Origin of the sequence: Ruegeria intermedia, from assembly GCF_900129345.1 — a bacterium.
Taxonomy (GTDB): domain Bacteria; phylum Pseudomonadota; class Alphaproteobacteria; order Rhodobacterales; family Rhodobacteraceae; genus Ruegeria; species Ruegeria intermedia.
In genome coordinates this window covers 47482-62154 of record NZ_FQVK01000008.1, presented here as the reverse complement: position 1 = coordinate 62154, position 14673 = coordinate 47482, and the positions used below count along the sequence as shown (strand labels likewise).

General features: G+C 64.7%; 15 protein-coding genes. 8 read left to right on the top strand and 7 right to left on the bottom strand.

Annotation, left to right across the window (positions count from 1 at the left end; all coding sequences use genetic code 11):
* Positions 1-57: 57 nt before the first annotated feature.
* The 4 genes from holA to F3H26_RS07670 form a co-directional block, all read right to left on the bottom strand.
* The gene (holA, locus tag F3H26_RS07685) at positions 58-1086 is read right to left on the bottom strand and encodes a DNA polymerase III subunit delta (protein WP_149775470.1); all 1029 of its coding nucleotides are present in this window, start codon (positions 1084-1086) and stop codon (positions 58-60) included.
* The gene (lptE, locus tag F3H26_RS07680) at positions 1083-1583 is read right to left on the bottom strand and encodes an LPS assembly lipoprotein LptE (protein ID WP_149775469.1); all 501 of its coding nucleotides are present in this window, start codon (positions 1581-1583) and stop codon (positions 1083-1085) included. The genes holA and lptE overlap by 4 nt, the downstream gene beginning before the upstream one ends.
* Positions 1570-4107, bottom strand: a complete 2538-nt coding sequence (gene leuS, locus F3H26_RS07675) for a leucine--tRNA ligase (RefSeq protein WP_149775468.1) — start codon at positions 4105-4107, stop codon at positions 1570-1572. The genes lptE and leuS overlap by 14 nt, the downstream gene beginning before the upstream one ends.
* 72 nt (positions 4108-4179) lie before the next feature.
* Positions 4180-4668: a DUF3576 domain-containing protein gene (locus F3H26_RS07670; RefSeq protein ID WP_149775553.1), complete on the bottom strand. Its 489-nt coding sequence runs from the start codon at positions 4666-4668 to the stop codon at positions 4180-4182.
* Between the two features lie 279 nt (positions 4669-4947).
* Between F3H26_RS07670 and F3H26_RS07665 the strand changes: the two genes are divergently transcribed.
* Complete coding sequence (locus F3H26_RS07665; protein ID WP_149775467.1) at positions 4948-5940, top strand: porin; 993 nt, start codon at positions 4948-4950, stop codon at positions 5938-5940.
* 102 nt (positions 5941-6042) lie between these two features.
* Complete coding sequence (locus tag F3H26_RS07660) at positions 6043-6702, top strand: YggS family pyridoxal phosphate-dependent enzyme (protein WP_149775466.1); 660 nt, start codon at positions 6043-6045, stop codon at positions 6700-6702.
* On the opposite strand, the gene F3H26_RS07655 is transcribed toward F3H26_RS07660, so the two are convergent.
* Positions 6686-7186, bottom strand: a complete 501-nt coding sequence (locus tag F3H26_RS07655; protein WP_188127721.1) for a L,D-transpeptidase family protein — start codon at positions 7184-7186, stop codon at positions 6686-6688. The genes F3H26_RS07660 and F3H26_RS07655 overlap by 17 nt on opposite strands.
* Positions 7183-8277, bottom strand: a complete 1095-nt coding sequence (ribA, locus tag F3H26_RS07650) for a GTP cyclohydrolase II (RefSeq protein ID WP_149775465.1) — start codon at positions 8275-8277, stop codon at positions 7183-7185. The genes F3H26_RS07655 and ribA overlap by 4 nt, the downstream gene beginning before the upstream one ends.
* Positions 8278-8439: 162 nt before the next feature.
* Between ribA and F3H26_RS07645 the strand changes: the two genes are divergently transcribed.
* From F3H26_RS07645 to F3H26_RS07625, 5 genes are all read left to right on the top strand, one after another.
* A complete protein-coding gene (locus tag F3H26_RS07645; protein ID WP_149775464.1) occupies positions 8440-9126 on the top strand; it encodes a response regulator transcription factor in 687 nt (228 codons plus the stop codon).
* 191 nt (positions 9127-9317) lie between these two features.
* Positions 9318-10106: an exodeoxyribonuclease III gene (locus tag F3H26_RS07640; protein ID WP_149775463.1), complete on the top strand. Its 789-nt coding sequence runs from the start codon at positions 9318-9320 to the stop codon at positions 10104-10106.
* An 88-nt stretch (positions 10107-10194) separates the two neighbouring features.
* Positions 10195-11112, top strand: a complete 918-nt coding sequence (locus F3H26_RS07635; protein ID WP_149775462.1) for a thioredoxin family protein — start codon at positions 10195-10197, stop codon at positions 11110-11112.
* 27 nt (positions 11113-11139) lie between these two features.
* The gene (locus F3H26_RS07630) at positions 11140-11781 is read left to right on the top strand and encodes an LON peptidase substrate-binding domain-containing protein (protein ID WP_149775461.1); all 642 of its coding nucleotides are present in this window, start codon (positions 11140-11142) and stop codon (positions 11779-11781) included.
* Positions 11778-11963, top strand: a complete 186-nt coding sequence (locus F3H26_RS07625; protein WP_149775460.1) for a Trm112 family protein — start codon at positions 11778-11780, stop codon at positions 11961-11963. Before F3H26_RS07630 ends, F3H26_RS07625 begins: the two co-directional genes overlap by 4 nt.
* Here F3H26_RS07625 and F3H26_RS07620 read toward each other — a convergent pair.
* The gene (locus tag F3H26_RS07620; protein WP_149775459.1) at positions 11960-13186 is read right to left on the bottom strand and encodes an FAD-dependent monooxygenase; all 1227 of its coding nucleotides are present in this window, start codon (positions 13184-13186) and stop codon (positions 11960-11962) included. The two genes, F3H26_RS07625 and F3H26_RS07620, sit on opposite strands and share 4 nt — an antisense overlap.
* Before the next feature lie 93 nt (positions 13187-13279).
* Between F3H26_RS07620 and F3H26_RS07615 the strand changes: the two genes are divergently transcribed.
* The gene (locus F3H26_RS07615) at positions 13280-14608 is read left to right on the top strand and encodes an amidase (protein ID WP_149775458.1); all 1329 of its coding nucleotides are present in this window, start codon (positions 13280-13282) and stop codon (positions 14606-14608) included.
* The last annotated feature ends 65 nt before the right edge of the window (positions 14609-14673 follow it).

Genomic DNA, 14673 nt, shown 5'->3' with positions numbered 1-14673 from the left:
GGCTGACCTACAGGTTGGTGGCGCGGGGCGGTGCGTCAAGCCCGACGCCCCGTCACGTCAGCGTGACCGGGCCAGCATGGCGATGCGGATCATCGCCCGTTCGACCAGCGCCATGGCCGGCGCGGTCTGCCCGGCCGATCGCAGCGACAGGTCGGTATCGGTCAGCACGGTCAGGGCGGTCTGCAGTTTCTGCGCTCCCCAGGCCTGCGCCTGCCGCAGGATGCGGTCGCGTCGTTTGCCATAGATCGGCGGACGCAGCTTGCCGATGCCCTGAGCCGCGCCGCCCGGGTCCGAGGCACAGGCATAGAGGGTGCGGAAATGCCGCGTGGCGCCGATGCACAACGTCACCGGGTTGGTGCCCTGCGCCTGCAGGCGACGGATCAGCGGGCCGATCTCGGGCGCGCGGCCCTCGGCCACCACGTTCAGAACATCGTCCAGCGCGGCCTCGTTGGATTGCGGGGCGCAGGCCTCGATGTCCTCGACCGTCAGCGCGGTGCCGTCGCCGCGTTTGTACAGGGCCAGCTTTTCCAGCGTCTGCGCGAAATCGCCGGGGCTGAGCTCGGCCGCAAGATCCCCCAGCATCGCCATCGACTCGCGCGGGATATCGGTCAGGCCAGCCTGTGCCAGCGCGCGTTCGATCTCGGCGCGGCTGGGCGGGTCGTCGTAGATGCCCACCGCATAGGCGTTGCGATGGGCCTCGAACGCCTTGCGCAGCTTGGAACTGGCCTTGAGCTGGCCCGCGGTCACGATAATCTGCGCGTCGCCCGGGGCCCAGTCCTCGAGCGCGGTCAGAATCGCAGGGGCGACCGAGTCGGTTGCGTCCTCGACAAAAACGGCGCGCGGGCCGGGGAAGAACCCGACCGCCTTGACCGCATCCAGCAGCATGGCCGGGTCGCCGCGCAGATCGGCGCCGGGCATCCGGGTCAGGCGCATCTCTTCCTCGGCGGTGGGGCCAAGCAGCGCGGCCAGAACCTGCTGGCGTTTCAACGCCACGCGCATCGCGTCGGCGCCGTAGATCAGAAGGCCCGTCTTGTCGGGGTCCGGGTTGGAGAAATACCCGTCAGCCTCGCGTGGCGAAAGTTTCATGAAGCCAGATCCGGCGCGGTATAGAGGCGCGTCACGATCTGATCGGCCAGGATGACCATCAGCCGTTCTTTCGCGTCCCGCTCGTCTGCCAGGGTCGAGACCGTCGAACCCGCGGCTGAATAGCCCACGAAATCGGTCACGGTGCCCGACGCGACGACCTGGCCGGTTTCGTTCGACGTCAACGCGAACGTGGCGCGCCCATCGATCGAATAGCGGTTGGTTTCGTTGGTCGTCGTAATCGCAGCCCCCCGCGTTGCGGTTTCAACCTTCACGTTCAACACGTAGTCGCCGACTGAATTCGAACTGCGCCCGAGCCGTTGCTCGAGATTTTGCACCAGCAGGTAGCTTTCGACCGTGTCGGGTGCCGAGACCGCAACCCTGCCGTAAAGCGCCGCGCCGGTTCCCCCCGGCGCGTAGACGGGTTGAAACCCGCAGGCTGCCGCCAGCGCGCAGGCCGCCAGCGGCAGCAGCAGTTTTCTGCGGTCAAACAACGACATTCACGATCCGGCCCGGAACAACGATCACCTTCTTCGGAGCGGCGCCATTCAGCGCCTTTTGCACAGCTTCGGTGCTGAGCACGATTTTTTCAACCTGCGTCTTGTCCAGATCCTTGGCCACGCTGATTTCGGCGCGGCGTTTGCCGTTGATCTGGATGGGCAGGGTGACGGTGTCATCGACCAGCATCGACTCGTCCGCCACCGGCCAGGGCGCCAGCGCCACCAGACCTTCACCGCCCAGCATCTGCCACAGCTCTTCGGACAGGTGCGGCGTCATCGGCGACATCAGCTGCGCCAGCGTCTTGGCCGCCTGCCGCTTGGCCTGCGCGCCCGCCTTGGATTTGGCCAGCGTGTTGGTAAAGGCATAGAGCTTGGCGATCGAGGCGTTGAAGCCGAAGGATTCGACCCCGCCGGTCACGTCGTGAATGGTCTTGTGCATCTCGCGCAGCAGCGCTTCGTCCTCGGCATTGGCTGGGGCGTCGGACGCGGCGATCTCGGACACGATGCGATGCACGCGGCTGAGGTGCTTGTGCGCGGCCTCGGCGCCGGCGGCGGTCCATTCCACGTCACGCTCGGGCGGCGAATCGGACAGCACGAACCAGCGCGCGGTATCCGCCCCGAAGGCCGAGATGATGCTGACCGGGTCCACCACGTTCTTCTTCGATTTCGACATCTTGGCCGAGGGGATGATCTCGACCGGCTCGCCCGTCGCCTTCAGCTTGCCGTCCTCGACTTCTTCCGGCAGGTGATAGACCGGGCGGCCCTTGTCGTCGCGGGTCTGATAGATTTCATGGGTGACCATGCCTTGGGTGAACAGCGCGTCGAACGGCTCGATCGCCTTTTTCGGCAGATGCCCCGTCAGATGCATGGCGCGGGCGAAGAACCGCGAATACAGCAGGTGCAGGATCGCGTGTTCGATGCCGCCGATATACTGGTCCACGTTCATCCAGTATTCGGCCTCGGCCAGATCGGTGGGCGTTTGAGCGCGCGGCGCCGTGAAACGGGCGAAATACCACGACGAATCGACAAACGTGTCCATCGTGTCGGTTTCGCGCTTGGCCGGTTTGCCGCAGGACGGGCAGGCACAGTCGCGCCAGGTCGGGTGACGGTCCAGCGGGTTGCCCGGTTTGTCAAAGGTGACATCGTCGGGCAGGCGAATCGGCAGGTTTTCCTTCTTTTCGGGCACCACGCCGCAATCGTCGCAATGCACCACCGGGATCGGACAGCCCCAGTAGCGCTGGCGCGACAGGCCCCAGTCGCGCAGGCGGTACTTGGTGACGCCTTTGCCCCAGCCGGCCTTCTCGGCAAACGCGATGGTCGCGTCGATCGCCTCTTGCCCTGTGGCCTCGGTCAGACCGGCGAAATGGTTGACCCAGCGCACTTTCTGCTCTTTCGGCGGGACGAAAGCGATCTTGTCCACCGGCGTGTCGTCATCCAGCGCAAAGAAGGTGTCGATCACCGGCAGGTCATATTTGCGGCAGAAATCCAAGTCGCGCTGGTCATGCGCGGGGCAGGCAAAGATCGCGCCGGTGCCGTAATCCATCAGGATGAAATTCGCGATCCAGACCGGCAGCTCCCAGTTCGCGTCCAGCGGATGCTTGACGCGGATCCCGGTGTCGAAACCCAGTTTCTCGGCGGTTTCGATGGCCTCTTCGGTTGTGCCACCCTTGCGGCATTCGGCAACGAATTCAGCGACTTCGGGGTTCTCTGCCTCAAGCTGCTTGGCGATCGGGTGATCGGGCGAGATGCCCACGAACGAGGCCCCCAGCAGCGTGTCGGGTCGCGTGGTATAGACGGTGATCGGCGCGCCGCCGTCGGTGCGCTCGAAGGCGAATTCCAGCCCGCGCGACTTGCCGATCCAGTTTTCCTGCATCAGCCGCACCTTGGCGGGCCAGTTCTCGAGCGTATCCAGCGCCTCGAGCAGCTCTTCGGCGAAATCCGAGATCTTGAAGAACCACTGGGTCAGCTCGCGCCGCTCGACCAGCGCGCCCGAGCGCCAGCCGCGGCCGTTTTCCACCTGCTCGTTGGCCAGAACGGTCATGTCCACCGGGTCCCAGTTGACCACGGCGTTCTTGCGATAGACCAGCCCCGCCTCCAGCATGTCCAGGAACAGCGCCTGCTGCTGGCCGTAATATTCCGGGTCGCAGGTCGCGAATTCGCGCGACCAGTCGATCGACAGGCCCAAGGGCTTCATCTGCGCGCGCATGTCGGCGATGTTGCCATAGGTCCAGTCCTTGGGGTGGCCGCCGATGGCCATTGCGGCGTTTTCCGCCGGCATCCCGAAAGCGTCCCAGCCCATCGGGTGCAGCACGTTGTGCCCGGTGCTCAGCTTGTAGCGCGCGATCACGTCACCCATGGTGTAGTTGCGCACATGCCCCATGTGGATACGCCCCGACGGGTAGGGGAACATTTCCAGCACGTAGTATTTCGGCTTGTCCGCCGTCCGTTTGGCGGTGAAGATCCCGGCCTTGTCCCAGGCCTCTTGCCATTTTGCTTCGATTTCGTTGGCCGAGTAACGCGACATCATGCGGTCCTTCGTGAATGAAAACGCCGGGCAGGGGCCCGGCGTGGTAATATTGTGATTTTCTGCGGGTTGCTAGAGCTTGTTGTCCGCGATCCGCAGCTGGCGTGCCCGCGACAGGATCGCGTCCTCGACGGCGCGGGTGGTGGCGGCGCTGACCGGCGCGCCCCCGCTGGTCTGCAGCGCCACCGACAGGGACCGCGCCGCCAGCGCCGGATCCTTGATGTGAACGGTCGCGCGGTACGACCGCCCGCCGCCCGGCGGTTTGCCGTAACCCGTTACGATCACGCCGGTAAACGGATCCACCTCTTCGATGGGCAGGAAGTTCAGCACATCCAGCGAGGCCGCCCACAGGTACCTGTTGACCTGGGTGACCTGTTCCGAGTTGTTGGGGCCGAACACATCCCAGATGGTCGAACGGTTCGGATCGTTCAACTCACGCTCTTCGGTGCGGGTGCTGTCGGTGCTCAGATAGTTCGGATTGGGCTGTGCCGAGCGATTCTGTCCGCAGGCCGCAACCGAGACGGTCAAAATCAACAAACCCGAAATCGTCTGCAGGCGCATCGTCGGCATGTCCTGTTCTGCTGTTTAAACTGTTGGATGATACTCCTAGACAAGCTGTTGTGTTGCAACAAGCCCATTCTTTCCAAAGGTGGCCTGGCGGTACCGAAAACACGCCCTCGGACCGACTGTGGCATCCTTGCACCAATTCCGGGGCAATGACTGCAAAAGAATTAAGGCAAGCTTGCGCTGAGGGGGCAAAAAGAGCGAAACGGTCTGCGTGCTGAGACATGTGCAGCAGGCATGTGTCGAGTAGAAATTACTGAAACCGAGGGAAACAAGATGAAAAAAGTTCTCTTCGCATCGACCGCACTGATCGCAACCGCATCGGTTGCCGCGGCCGAAGTCAAGTTCAGCGGCTATGGCCGCTTTGGTCTGGGCTACCTGGAAGACCGTGCCGTGACCACCACCACTGCAAGCGGCGCGACCAACGTGTTCGCAGGCGACGACACCATCCTGGTTTCGCGCTTCCGTCTGAACATCGACGGCATCGCGGAAACCGACGGTGGCGTCCGCTTTGAAGCTCGCGTTCGTCTGCAGGCCGACGAAAACGCCTCGACCGGCGAAGCCAACTCGGCTGGTCTGAACGGCGCACGTTTCTCGGTCATCTACGGTGGTCTGCGTGTTGACGCGGGCAACGTTTCCGGCGCCTTCGACAACCTGGCCAACTACTACGGCAACGAGCCGGGCCTGGAAAGCTTCATCGGTCAGTACTCGGGCGTCGACTATGACTTCCTGGGCTACTCGCCGACCGGTTCGGGCGCAAACGCTGTGTTCTTCCAGTACGCAGTCGGCGACTTCGCATTCGGCGCTTCCTATGACCAGCGCACCACCTACTCGGCCGGTGTTGCAACCGACGCCGACCGTTGGGACATCAGCGCAACCTACACCTTCAACAACATCACGGCCGCTCTGGCCTACGGTCAGACCGACGGTGGCGCAGGCAGCGACCCGAGCCTGACCGTCCTGACCCTGGGTGCTGAGTTCGGTGACCTGTCGGGCACCCTGTTCGTTGCTGACGACGCAACCGAAGTTGCAACCACCGACGGCACCGCCTACGGTCTGTCGCTGGCCTACAACCTGGGCGCAGCAACCACTCTGACCTTCGCCTACGGTGACGGTTCGGCTGACGCCGACACCCAGAACTACGGCATCGGCGCCATTTACGACCTGGGCGGCGGCGCATCGCTGCGCGGTGGTATCGGTGTGTCGGACTGCGACGTCTGCGCAGACTCGACCCTGCGTGCCGACTTCGGTGCTCAGTTCAACTTCTAAGTTGATCTGAACCGCAAGGTTTGGGGCGGGTCTTCGGACCCGCCCTTTTCTTTTGCGCCGACATGGTGTTTTTCTGGCGCAAAACCGGAACGGGGGAAAACCATGTCGTTGCAGGACATCAAAGATCGCATCGCAAAGGCCGAAGCCGCCGCCGGGCGGTCGCTTGGGTCCGTGACCCTGATCGCCGTTTCCAAGGTCCAACCCAATGACCGGGTCGAAGCGGTTCTTGAACAGGGCCACCGCTGTTTCGGAGAAAACCGGGTGCAGGAGGCCGCAGCGAAATGGCCCGCCTTCCGCGAGCGGTTTCCCGGCATCGACCTGCATCTGATCGGCCCGCTGCAGACCAACAAGGCGCGGCAGGCGATGGAGCTGTGCAATGCTATCCATTCAGTGGACCGGCCCAAGCTGGCCAAAACACTGGCGCGGCTGGCGCAGGAGATAGGCACCTGCCCGGATCTGTTCATTCAGGTCAACACCGGAGAGGAACCGCAGAAGGCCGGCGTTCTTCCCGCCGAAGCGGATGCCTTCATCGGCGAATGCCGGGGCCTGGACCTGCCGGTGCGCGGCCTGATGTGCATCCCGCCGGTGCACGAGGAACCGGCGCTGCATTTCGCCCTTCTGGCCAAGATCGCCGCGCGAAACGGACTGCAAGGTCTCTCGATGGGCATGAGCGGCGATTTCGAAACCGCGATCGCGTTGGGCGCCACCCATGTTCGGGTCGGGTCGGCGATCTTTGGCGAACGGGTCAAGACCGGGGAATGATGACCCGGCTGCCCGGGGCCACCCGCCGCGCGATCCAATGCAGGTGGTCACGGCGGAAGGCCAGGCAGCCCTCGGTCGGATAACCCGGCCGGCGCCATTGGTGGATGAAGATGGCTGATCCGCGTTCCGGCACCGCATCGGGCCAGTTCCAGTCGGTGATCAGAACCAGATCATACAGCGGATCGGCCCGCCGAAGGCTTTCATGGCTGAACCCGTGCGGCGCCCGCACATGCCGGTTGTAGTCCGGGTCGGCGCCGTCATCCGACCACAGGTCGCGCGGCCCGATTGGCAGGGCCCAGGGGGCGGGTGGCGCGACCCGGTCGGGGCGGTACAGCATACCGACGATCCGCAGAACACCGGTCGGGGTGGCACCGTCGCCTTCGCGTTTGGCGTTGGTCAGCCCGCCTTTGCCGATCGAGCAGGGGAACGTCTTGCCGCGAAACCGCAGGCCGCGCCGGGACAGGACCAGATCGTTCGGGTTCACAGCAGATGGCCTGACTTGGCCGCCTTGGTCGCCAGATAGCCGCGATTATGCGCGGTTTCGCCGACCTTTAGCGGCACCCGTTCGGTAACGGCGATCCCGGTGCGCTCCATCATCGCGATCTTGGCGGGGTTGTTGGTCAGCAGCCGCACCGAACTGAAGCCCAGTGACTTCAGGATGTCGGACCCGAGGCGGAAGTCGCGCTCGTCATCCTCGAACCCAAGCCGGTGGTTGGCCTCGACCGTGTCGAACCCCTGATCCTGCAGGAAATAGGCGCGCATCTTGTTGGCGAGGCCGATCCCGCGGCCCTCCTGGTTCAGGTACAGCAGAACGCCGTGGCCCTCGGCTCCCATTTGAGCCAGGGCGCCGCGCAGCTGCGGGCCGCAATCGCATTTCAGGCTGCCCATCAGGTCGCCGGTGAAACAGGCCGAATGCAGCCGCGCCAGAACCGGTTTCGAACGGTCCGGCCGACCGATTTCGATGGCATAGTGTTCTTCACCACCGTCCTCGGGGCGAAACACATGCAGCCGCCCGGCCTCGGAGACCTCCATCGGCAGGCGGGCCGCGACCACCTCGTGCAGGGGGCTGCGATCGGCCAGGTGCGGGGCGGCGCGGGCATGGTCGATGCAGGTCAGCCCATGGGACGCGGCAAACGCGTGCCCGTCTTCGACCGGTACGACAACCGCCGCCGGCAGCAGGCGCGCGGTCTTGGCCAGGGCGATGGCGATTCGGTGCAGGTTGGTATGGCCGCTCCGCTGGGTCATCAGCGGACCTTTCATCGGCGCATCAAGGTCGTCGGACGGGTCTGCCACCGCCTGCACCCAGGCAAGGTCGGCATCGGCGGGGATGACGACTCGGGCCAGATCGCCGTCATAGGCGCGCGCCTTCAGGGTCTCGGCCCGGCGGTTGGTGATGGCCACCACGGGCTGATCGCCCAGACCGCGCAGATCGGACAGCCGTTGCGGCCCCAGGGTCTCGGCCGCCGCGGCCACCACGCCACCGCCGCCGTCATCGACCAGCACCACGGGAACGCCCATGCGCAGATCCGCGCGCGCGCGCGCCAGCAATTCGGTGATGTCGGGAATCAGACTCATCGATGTTATCCTGTAACGTTTGCCGGTTGTCCTACCCCGTTCGAAAGGAAATGTGAAACATTTCCGGCCCATCAGACACGAGCGCGTGAGAGCATTGCAGCAAAACTTGTGGAATGCATATTCCAAGCTCAAGTGATGCAAAAGCACAAGGAGGACCGGGACATGGCGCAACTCAAGAAAATCCTGCTGGTCGATGACGACGAGGACCTGCGCGAGGCGCTGAGCGAACAGCTGGTGATGACCGAGGATTTCGACGTGTTCGAGGCCTCGGACGGGCAGTCTGCTTTGGAGCGGGCGCGCGAGGCGATCTATGACCTGGTGATTCTGGATGTGGGCCTGCCCGATACCGATGGGCGCGAGCTGTGCCGGTTGATGCGCAAGCAGGGGGTCAAAAGCCCGATCCTGATGCTGACCGGCCATGACAGCGACGCCGATACGATTCTGGGCCTGGATGCCGGGGCCAATGACTACGTGTCGAAACCCTTCAAGTTTCCCGTGCTTCTGGCCCGGATCCGCGCGCAGCTGCGCCAGCATGAACAATCCGAGGATGCGGTTTTTGTCCTGGGGCCGTACACCTTCAAGCCGGCGATGAAGATGCTGATCACCGAAGACGACCGCAAGATCCGCCTGACCGAGAAGGAAACCAACATTCTCAAGTTCCTGTACCGGTCCACCGACGGCGTGGTGCCGCGCGATGTTCTGCTGCACGAGGTCTGGGGCTATAACGCGGGGGTCACCACGCATACGCTGGAAACCCACATCTACCGCCTGCGTCAGAAAATCGAGCCGGACCCCTCGAATGCGCGGCTTTTGGTCACAGAATCCGGCGGATATCGCCTGGTGTCCTAACGATTGGTGGATTGATGTGGATCAAAGTGATACTCTGTAGACATCTTTAGGTTACTCTCAACCCGCGCATGTCCGGGTCATGACATGTACCTCCCTGTTGGACTGCCGGGCCTTTGGCCCGGCTTTTTTCGGATGGCACCCCGGCACATGCCGCGTTAGGTTGCCCCGGTCGCGACAAGGGAATCCCGATCATGCCTTTCACCCTGGCCACCTGGAACATCAACTCCGTCCGCCTGCGCGAACCGATCGTGCTGAAACTTCTGCAGGAAGAGTCGCCGGACGTGTTGTGCCTGCAGGAATGCAAGTCGCCGGTCGACAAGATCCCGACCGAGGGATTCGCGGAACTGGGCTACACCCACATGATCGCCCGCGGGCAGAAGGGCTATAACGGTGTGGCCATCCTGTCGCGCCTGCCGATCACGGATCTGGGTGACCGGGATTTCGCCGGGTTGGGCCATGCCCGCCATGTGGCGGGGCAACTGGAAAACGGGGTGATCATCCACAATTTCTACGTCCCCGCAGGCGGCGACGTTCCCGACCGCGAGGTGAACGAGAAATTCGGCCAGAAGCTGGACTATCTGACCGACATGCGCGACTGGTTCCACGCCGAAAAGCCGCAGAAATCCATTCTGGTCGGTGACCTGAACATCGCCCCGCGCGAGGATGACGTGTGGTCGCACAAACAACTGCTCAAGGTCGTGTCGCACACGCCGATCGAGGTCGCGCATCTGGCCGAGGCCCAGGATGCGGGCGGCTGGGTCGACATCACCCGGCAGGACATCCCCGAAGGCCAGTTGTACAGCTGGTGGTCCTATCGCGCCCGCGACTGGGATGCGGCTGACAAGGGGCGGCGCCTCGATCACGTCTGGGCCACGCCCGACATCTCGAATGCGGGTCATTCCAGCCGCATCCTGCGCGACGCGCGCGGCTGGGAGAAACCCAGCGACCACGCGCCGGTTTTTGCGACCTTCGATCTGTGATCCGCCCTGATCCGGTGCGACGGCCCTTGGTTTCCGCCGCGTCCGGTTGCATATAAGGGCCAAGACTGAATACCGGAGAGTGAGTGCCATGGAACTTCTGAACGGCGCAGGCAACCCCGCCGCCACCGATCTGATCAAGGACGGAACCGAGGCCACGTTCATGGCCGATGTCGTCGAAGCGTCGCAGGAAACCCCGGTGATCGTGGATTTCTGGGCGCCGTGGTGCGGCCCGTGCAAAACGCTGGGCCCGGCCTTGGAACAGGCCGTGACCGCCGCCAAGGGCGCGGTGAAAATGGTCAAGATCAACGTGGACGAAGCGCAGATGATCGCGTCGCAGATGCGCATCCAGTCGATCCCGACCGTCTATGCCTTTTTCAAGGGTCAGCCGATCGACGGGTTCCAGGGCGCGCTGCCCGGCTCCGAGATCAAGGCGTTCATCGACCGCGTGATCGAGGCCGCGGGCGGCCAGAGCCCCGGCGGGCAGCTGGACGAGGCCGTGGAAGCCGCCGAAGAGATGCTGGCCGAAGGCGCCGCGGTGGATGCCGCCCAGACCTTTGCCGCCATCCTGGGCGAAGACCCGAACCATGCCGCAGCCTATGGCGGACTGGTGCGGGCACATATCGCGATGGGTGATCTGGAACAGGCCGAGGCCATCCTGAACGGCGCACCGGCCGAAATCTCGACGGCGGCCGAATTGGAGGCCGCCCATGCCCAGTTGGAACTGGCCAAGCAGGCCGCCGATGCCGGCCCGGTGGCCGAACTGACCGCAGCGGTCGAGGCCGACCCCGACAACCATCAGGCCCGGTTCGATCTGGCGCAGGCGCTCTATGCCAACGGCAAGGCCGCCGAGGCGGTCGATCAGCTGCTGGAGCTGTTCCGCCGCGACCGCGAATGGAATGACGGGGCCGCCAAGACCCAGCTGTTGACGATCTTCGACGCGCTCAAGCCGAATGACCCGATCGTGCTGAACGGACGGCGCAGGCTGACCTCGATGATATTTGCCTGATCGCATATCAGAGCTAGAACACAATATATGATGCATCCCGCCGATCTGCCGGACACGGTGCCCGTGTTCCCGTTGCCCGGGGCCCTTTTGCTGCCCCGGTCCCGGCTGCCGCTGCATATTTTCGAGCCGCGCTACCTGCAGATGCTGGACGATGCCCTGAAAACCAAGGAACGGCTGATCGGCATGGTTCAACCGAACCCATGCCCCGGCGACGGGGCGCGGCTGCACCGCATCGGCTGCGCCGGACGCGTCACCCAGTTTTCCGAAACCGAGGACGGGCGCTATCTGATCACGCTGACCGGCGTGTCGCGGTTCCGCATTCAGTCCGAGGTCGAGGGGTTCACGCCCTATCGTCGCTGTGCCGTCACCTGGGAGGGGTTCGACCGCGACCTGGGTCAGGGCGAGGCGGATGCCGGGTTCGACCGGTCGGCCTTTCTGCGCTTGCTCGAAAGGTATTTCTCGGCCCGTGCGCTCTCGACGGATTGGGAGACGCTGAACGAGGCGGATGACGAATTGCTGGTCAATTCCCTGTCTATGCTTCTGGATTTCGACCCCGAGGACAAGCAGGCCCTGCTCGAGGCGCCCTGCCTGCGCACCCGGCGCGAAACGCTGGTCACACTGATCGAATTCTCGCTGCGCGGGGGTTCAAACGAGGAACAACTGCAATGACTGAAACGGAACCGGGATTCGACCGCCGCATGCTCGAGGCGCTGATCTGCCCGCAGACTCATACCACGCTGGAATATGACGCCGAACGGCAGGAGTTGGTCTCGAAAGCCGCTGGTCTGGCCTTTCCGATCCGCAACGGGATTCCGGTGATGCTGGTGGACGAGGCGCGCAAGCTGGACTAGATCGGCCGACCCTGCAGCAACTTGGGCAGGTCGCCGGTCAACCCGGCGGCCTCGCGCACGAAGCCGCGGCGCAGGCCGGGCAGGGAGCCGACGATGCCCATGCCGATGTCCCGCCCCAGCCGCAGGATCGGATTGTCGTTCGAAAACAGCTTGTTGAACACATCCGTCGCCATTGCCAGGGCCGCCGTGTCGAAGCGGCGCCATTCCTGGTAGCGCTCCAGAACCAGCACCGAGCCGATGTCCTCACCGCGTCGCCCGGCCAGTGTCAGCACCTCGGCCAGAGCGCCGACGTCGCGCAGCCCGGCGTTCAGCCCCTGACCGGCGATCGGGTGCATGCCATGGGCCGCATCACCCACCAGCGCCAGCCGCTCGGCGATGAAGAAATTGGCGATGGTCAGGTTCAGCGGATAGGTGAACCGATCGCCCTGCAGGCGGATGTCCCCCAGAAAATCGCCGAATCTGGGCCGCAGAACCTGAAGGTACTTGGCCTCGTCCAGCGCGTTGATGCGCTGCGCGGTGTCAGAGCGTTCGCTCCAGACGATCGAGCTGCGGTTGCCGGTCAGCGGCAGGATCGCCAGCGGTCCGGGGGGCATGAAGAACTGATGTGCGATGCCGTGATGCGGCAGGTCGTGTTCGATGGCACAGACCAGCGCGGTCTGGCCGTAGTCCCATCCGGTCCGCTTGATCCCGGCGCGGGCGGCGGTGCCGCTGCGGCGGCCGTCGCACCCCACCAAAAGCCGACCGGACAGGGCCGATCCGTCATCCAGCGTCACGGTTACGCCGCCAGGCCCGGTTTCCTGCGCAACCACGGTTTTGCCATCCACACGGGTGATCGCCGGTTCTGCCTCCATCGCCGCAAGAAACGCGCGCCGCAGGTGACGGTCCTCGATCATATAGCCCATCGGACCTTCCTCGATCTCGGCATGGTCGAAATGCATGAAGAACGGCGAGGGTCCGGCCCCCGCATGGCCATCGGTGACCTTGATCTCCAACATCGGCTGGGCATGGTCCGCAACCCGCTCCCAGACGCCGATCGCGGCCAGCAATCGTTGCGAGGCCAGCGCCAGCGCATAGGCACGCCCGTCGAACGCCGCGTTCTTGCGCACCTTCTCGGCCAGCGCGTCGATCACGGTAACGCTGTGCCCGGTTTGCGCCAGCGCCAGCGCCAGGGCGGGGCCGTTCAGTCCGCCGCCCACGATCAAGATATCGGAAACCTGTGTCATGCGGTGCAATATGCGCGCCCTTTCGGGATTGTCCATGTGCAGTCCTGTCGCTACCGTCGCCGAAACGCGAATTTTTCCGACAAGGGGGCAAAGATGCAGGGCTGGCTGACCATGACGGCATGTGACCTGGGCCGGGGGATCGGCATGGGTCAGATCGATCCCGAGGAGCTGACCGAGGTCTATCTGGCGGCCATCGACGCCCATCCGCACCGCGACCGCATCTATGCCCGCGTCACGCATGACCGCGCCCGCGCCGAAGCCCGCGCGGCCAGGGAACGGGCGGCCCAGGGTCTGCGCCGCTCCCTGCTGGATGGGGTGCCGATCAGCTGGAAGGATCTGTTCGACACCGCCGGGATCGGAACCGAGGCCGGATCGGCCCTGCTGCGCGGCCGGGTGCCTGACCATGACGCAACCGTTCTGCGCAACGCGACGGCCATGGGCGCGGTCTGTCTGGGCAAGACGCATATGAGCGAACTGGCCTTCTCGGGGCTTGGCCTGAACCCCGTCACCGCGACGCCGCCCTGCGTGAATGACGAAAAGGCGGTTCCGGGCGGGTCGTCCTCGGGCGCGGCGGCGTCGGTGGCCTTTGGTCTGGCGGCTTGCGGAATCGGCTCGGACACGGGCGGATCGGTGCGCATTCCGGCCGCGTGGAACGACTTGGTTGGGCTGAAAACCACCTCGGGGCGGCTGAGCCTTGAGGGCGTGGTGCCGCTGTGCCTGCGGTTCGACACGGTCGGCCCGCTGGTGCGGTCGGTCGAGGATGCGGCGCAGATGCTGGCGCTGCTGGAGGGCGGAACGCCGACCGATCTGCGGGGTGCCAGCCTGAAGGGGCGGCGGTTTGCCGATCTGCAGACCATCGCGCAGGACGATCTGCGCGACGCGCCACGCCAGGCCCATGCCGAGGCGCTGGACCGCCTGCGCGATGCCGGGGCCGAGATCGTGCCGCTGGAGGTGCCGGAACTGGCCGAGGCGATGGGCCTGTCCGGTGTCCTTTACACCACCGAAGCCTATGGCCTGTGGCGCGACGTGATCGAGGCCAACCCCGAGGCGATGTATCCCGAGATCCTTGGACGGTTCCGCGCGGGCAAGGGCCATTCCGGCCCGGATTACGTGGCCGCGTGGTCGCGCCTGAAGGCCTGCCGATCGGCCTGGGACGCGGCCACCGCCGGCTTTGACGCGGTTCTGGCCCCCACCGCGCCGATCCTGCCGCCGGATCTGGATCGGCTGATGAACGACCATGACTACTACGTCACCGAGAACCTTCTGGCCCTGCGCAACACCCGGATCGGCAACCTGATGGGGCTGGCGGCGCTGTCGCTGCCCACCAAGACACCGTCCTGCGGGCTGATGATGCTGGGTTATCCGGGTTCGGAAGAGGCGCTTTTGCGGCTGGGTGCGGCGGCCGAGGCGGTTCTGACCTGAATGCCACAATCCCCTGATTCGGAACCTCTTTGTCTGGACGCGCGGGGGTTCGGCCTGTAATCTGC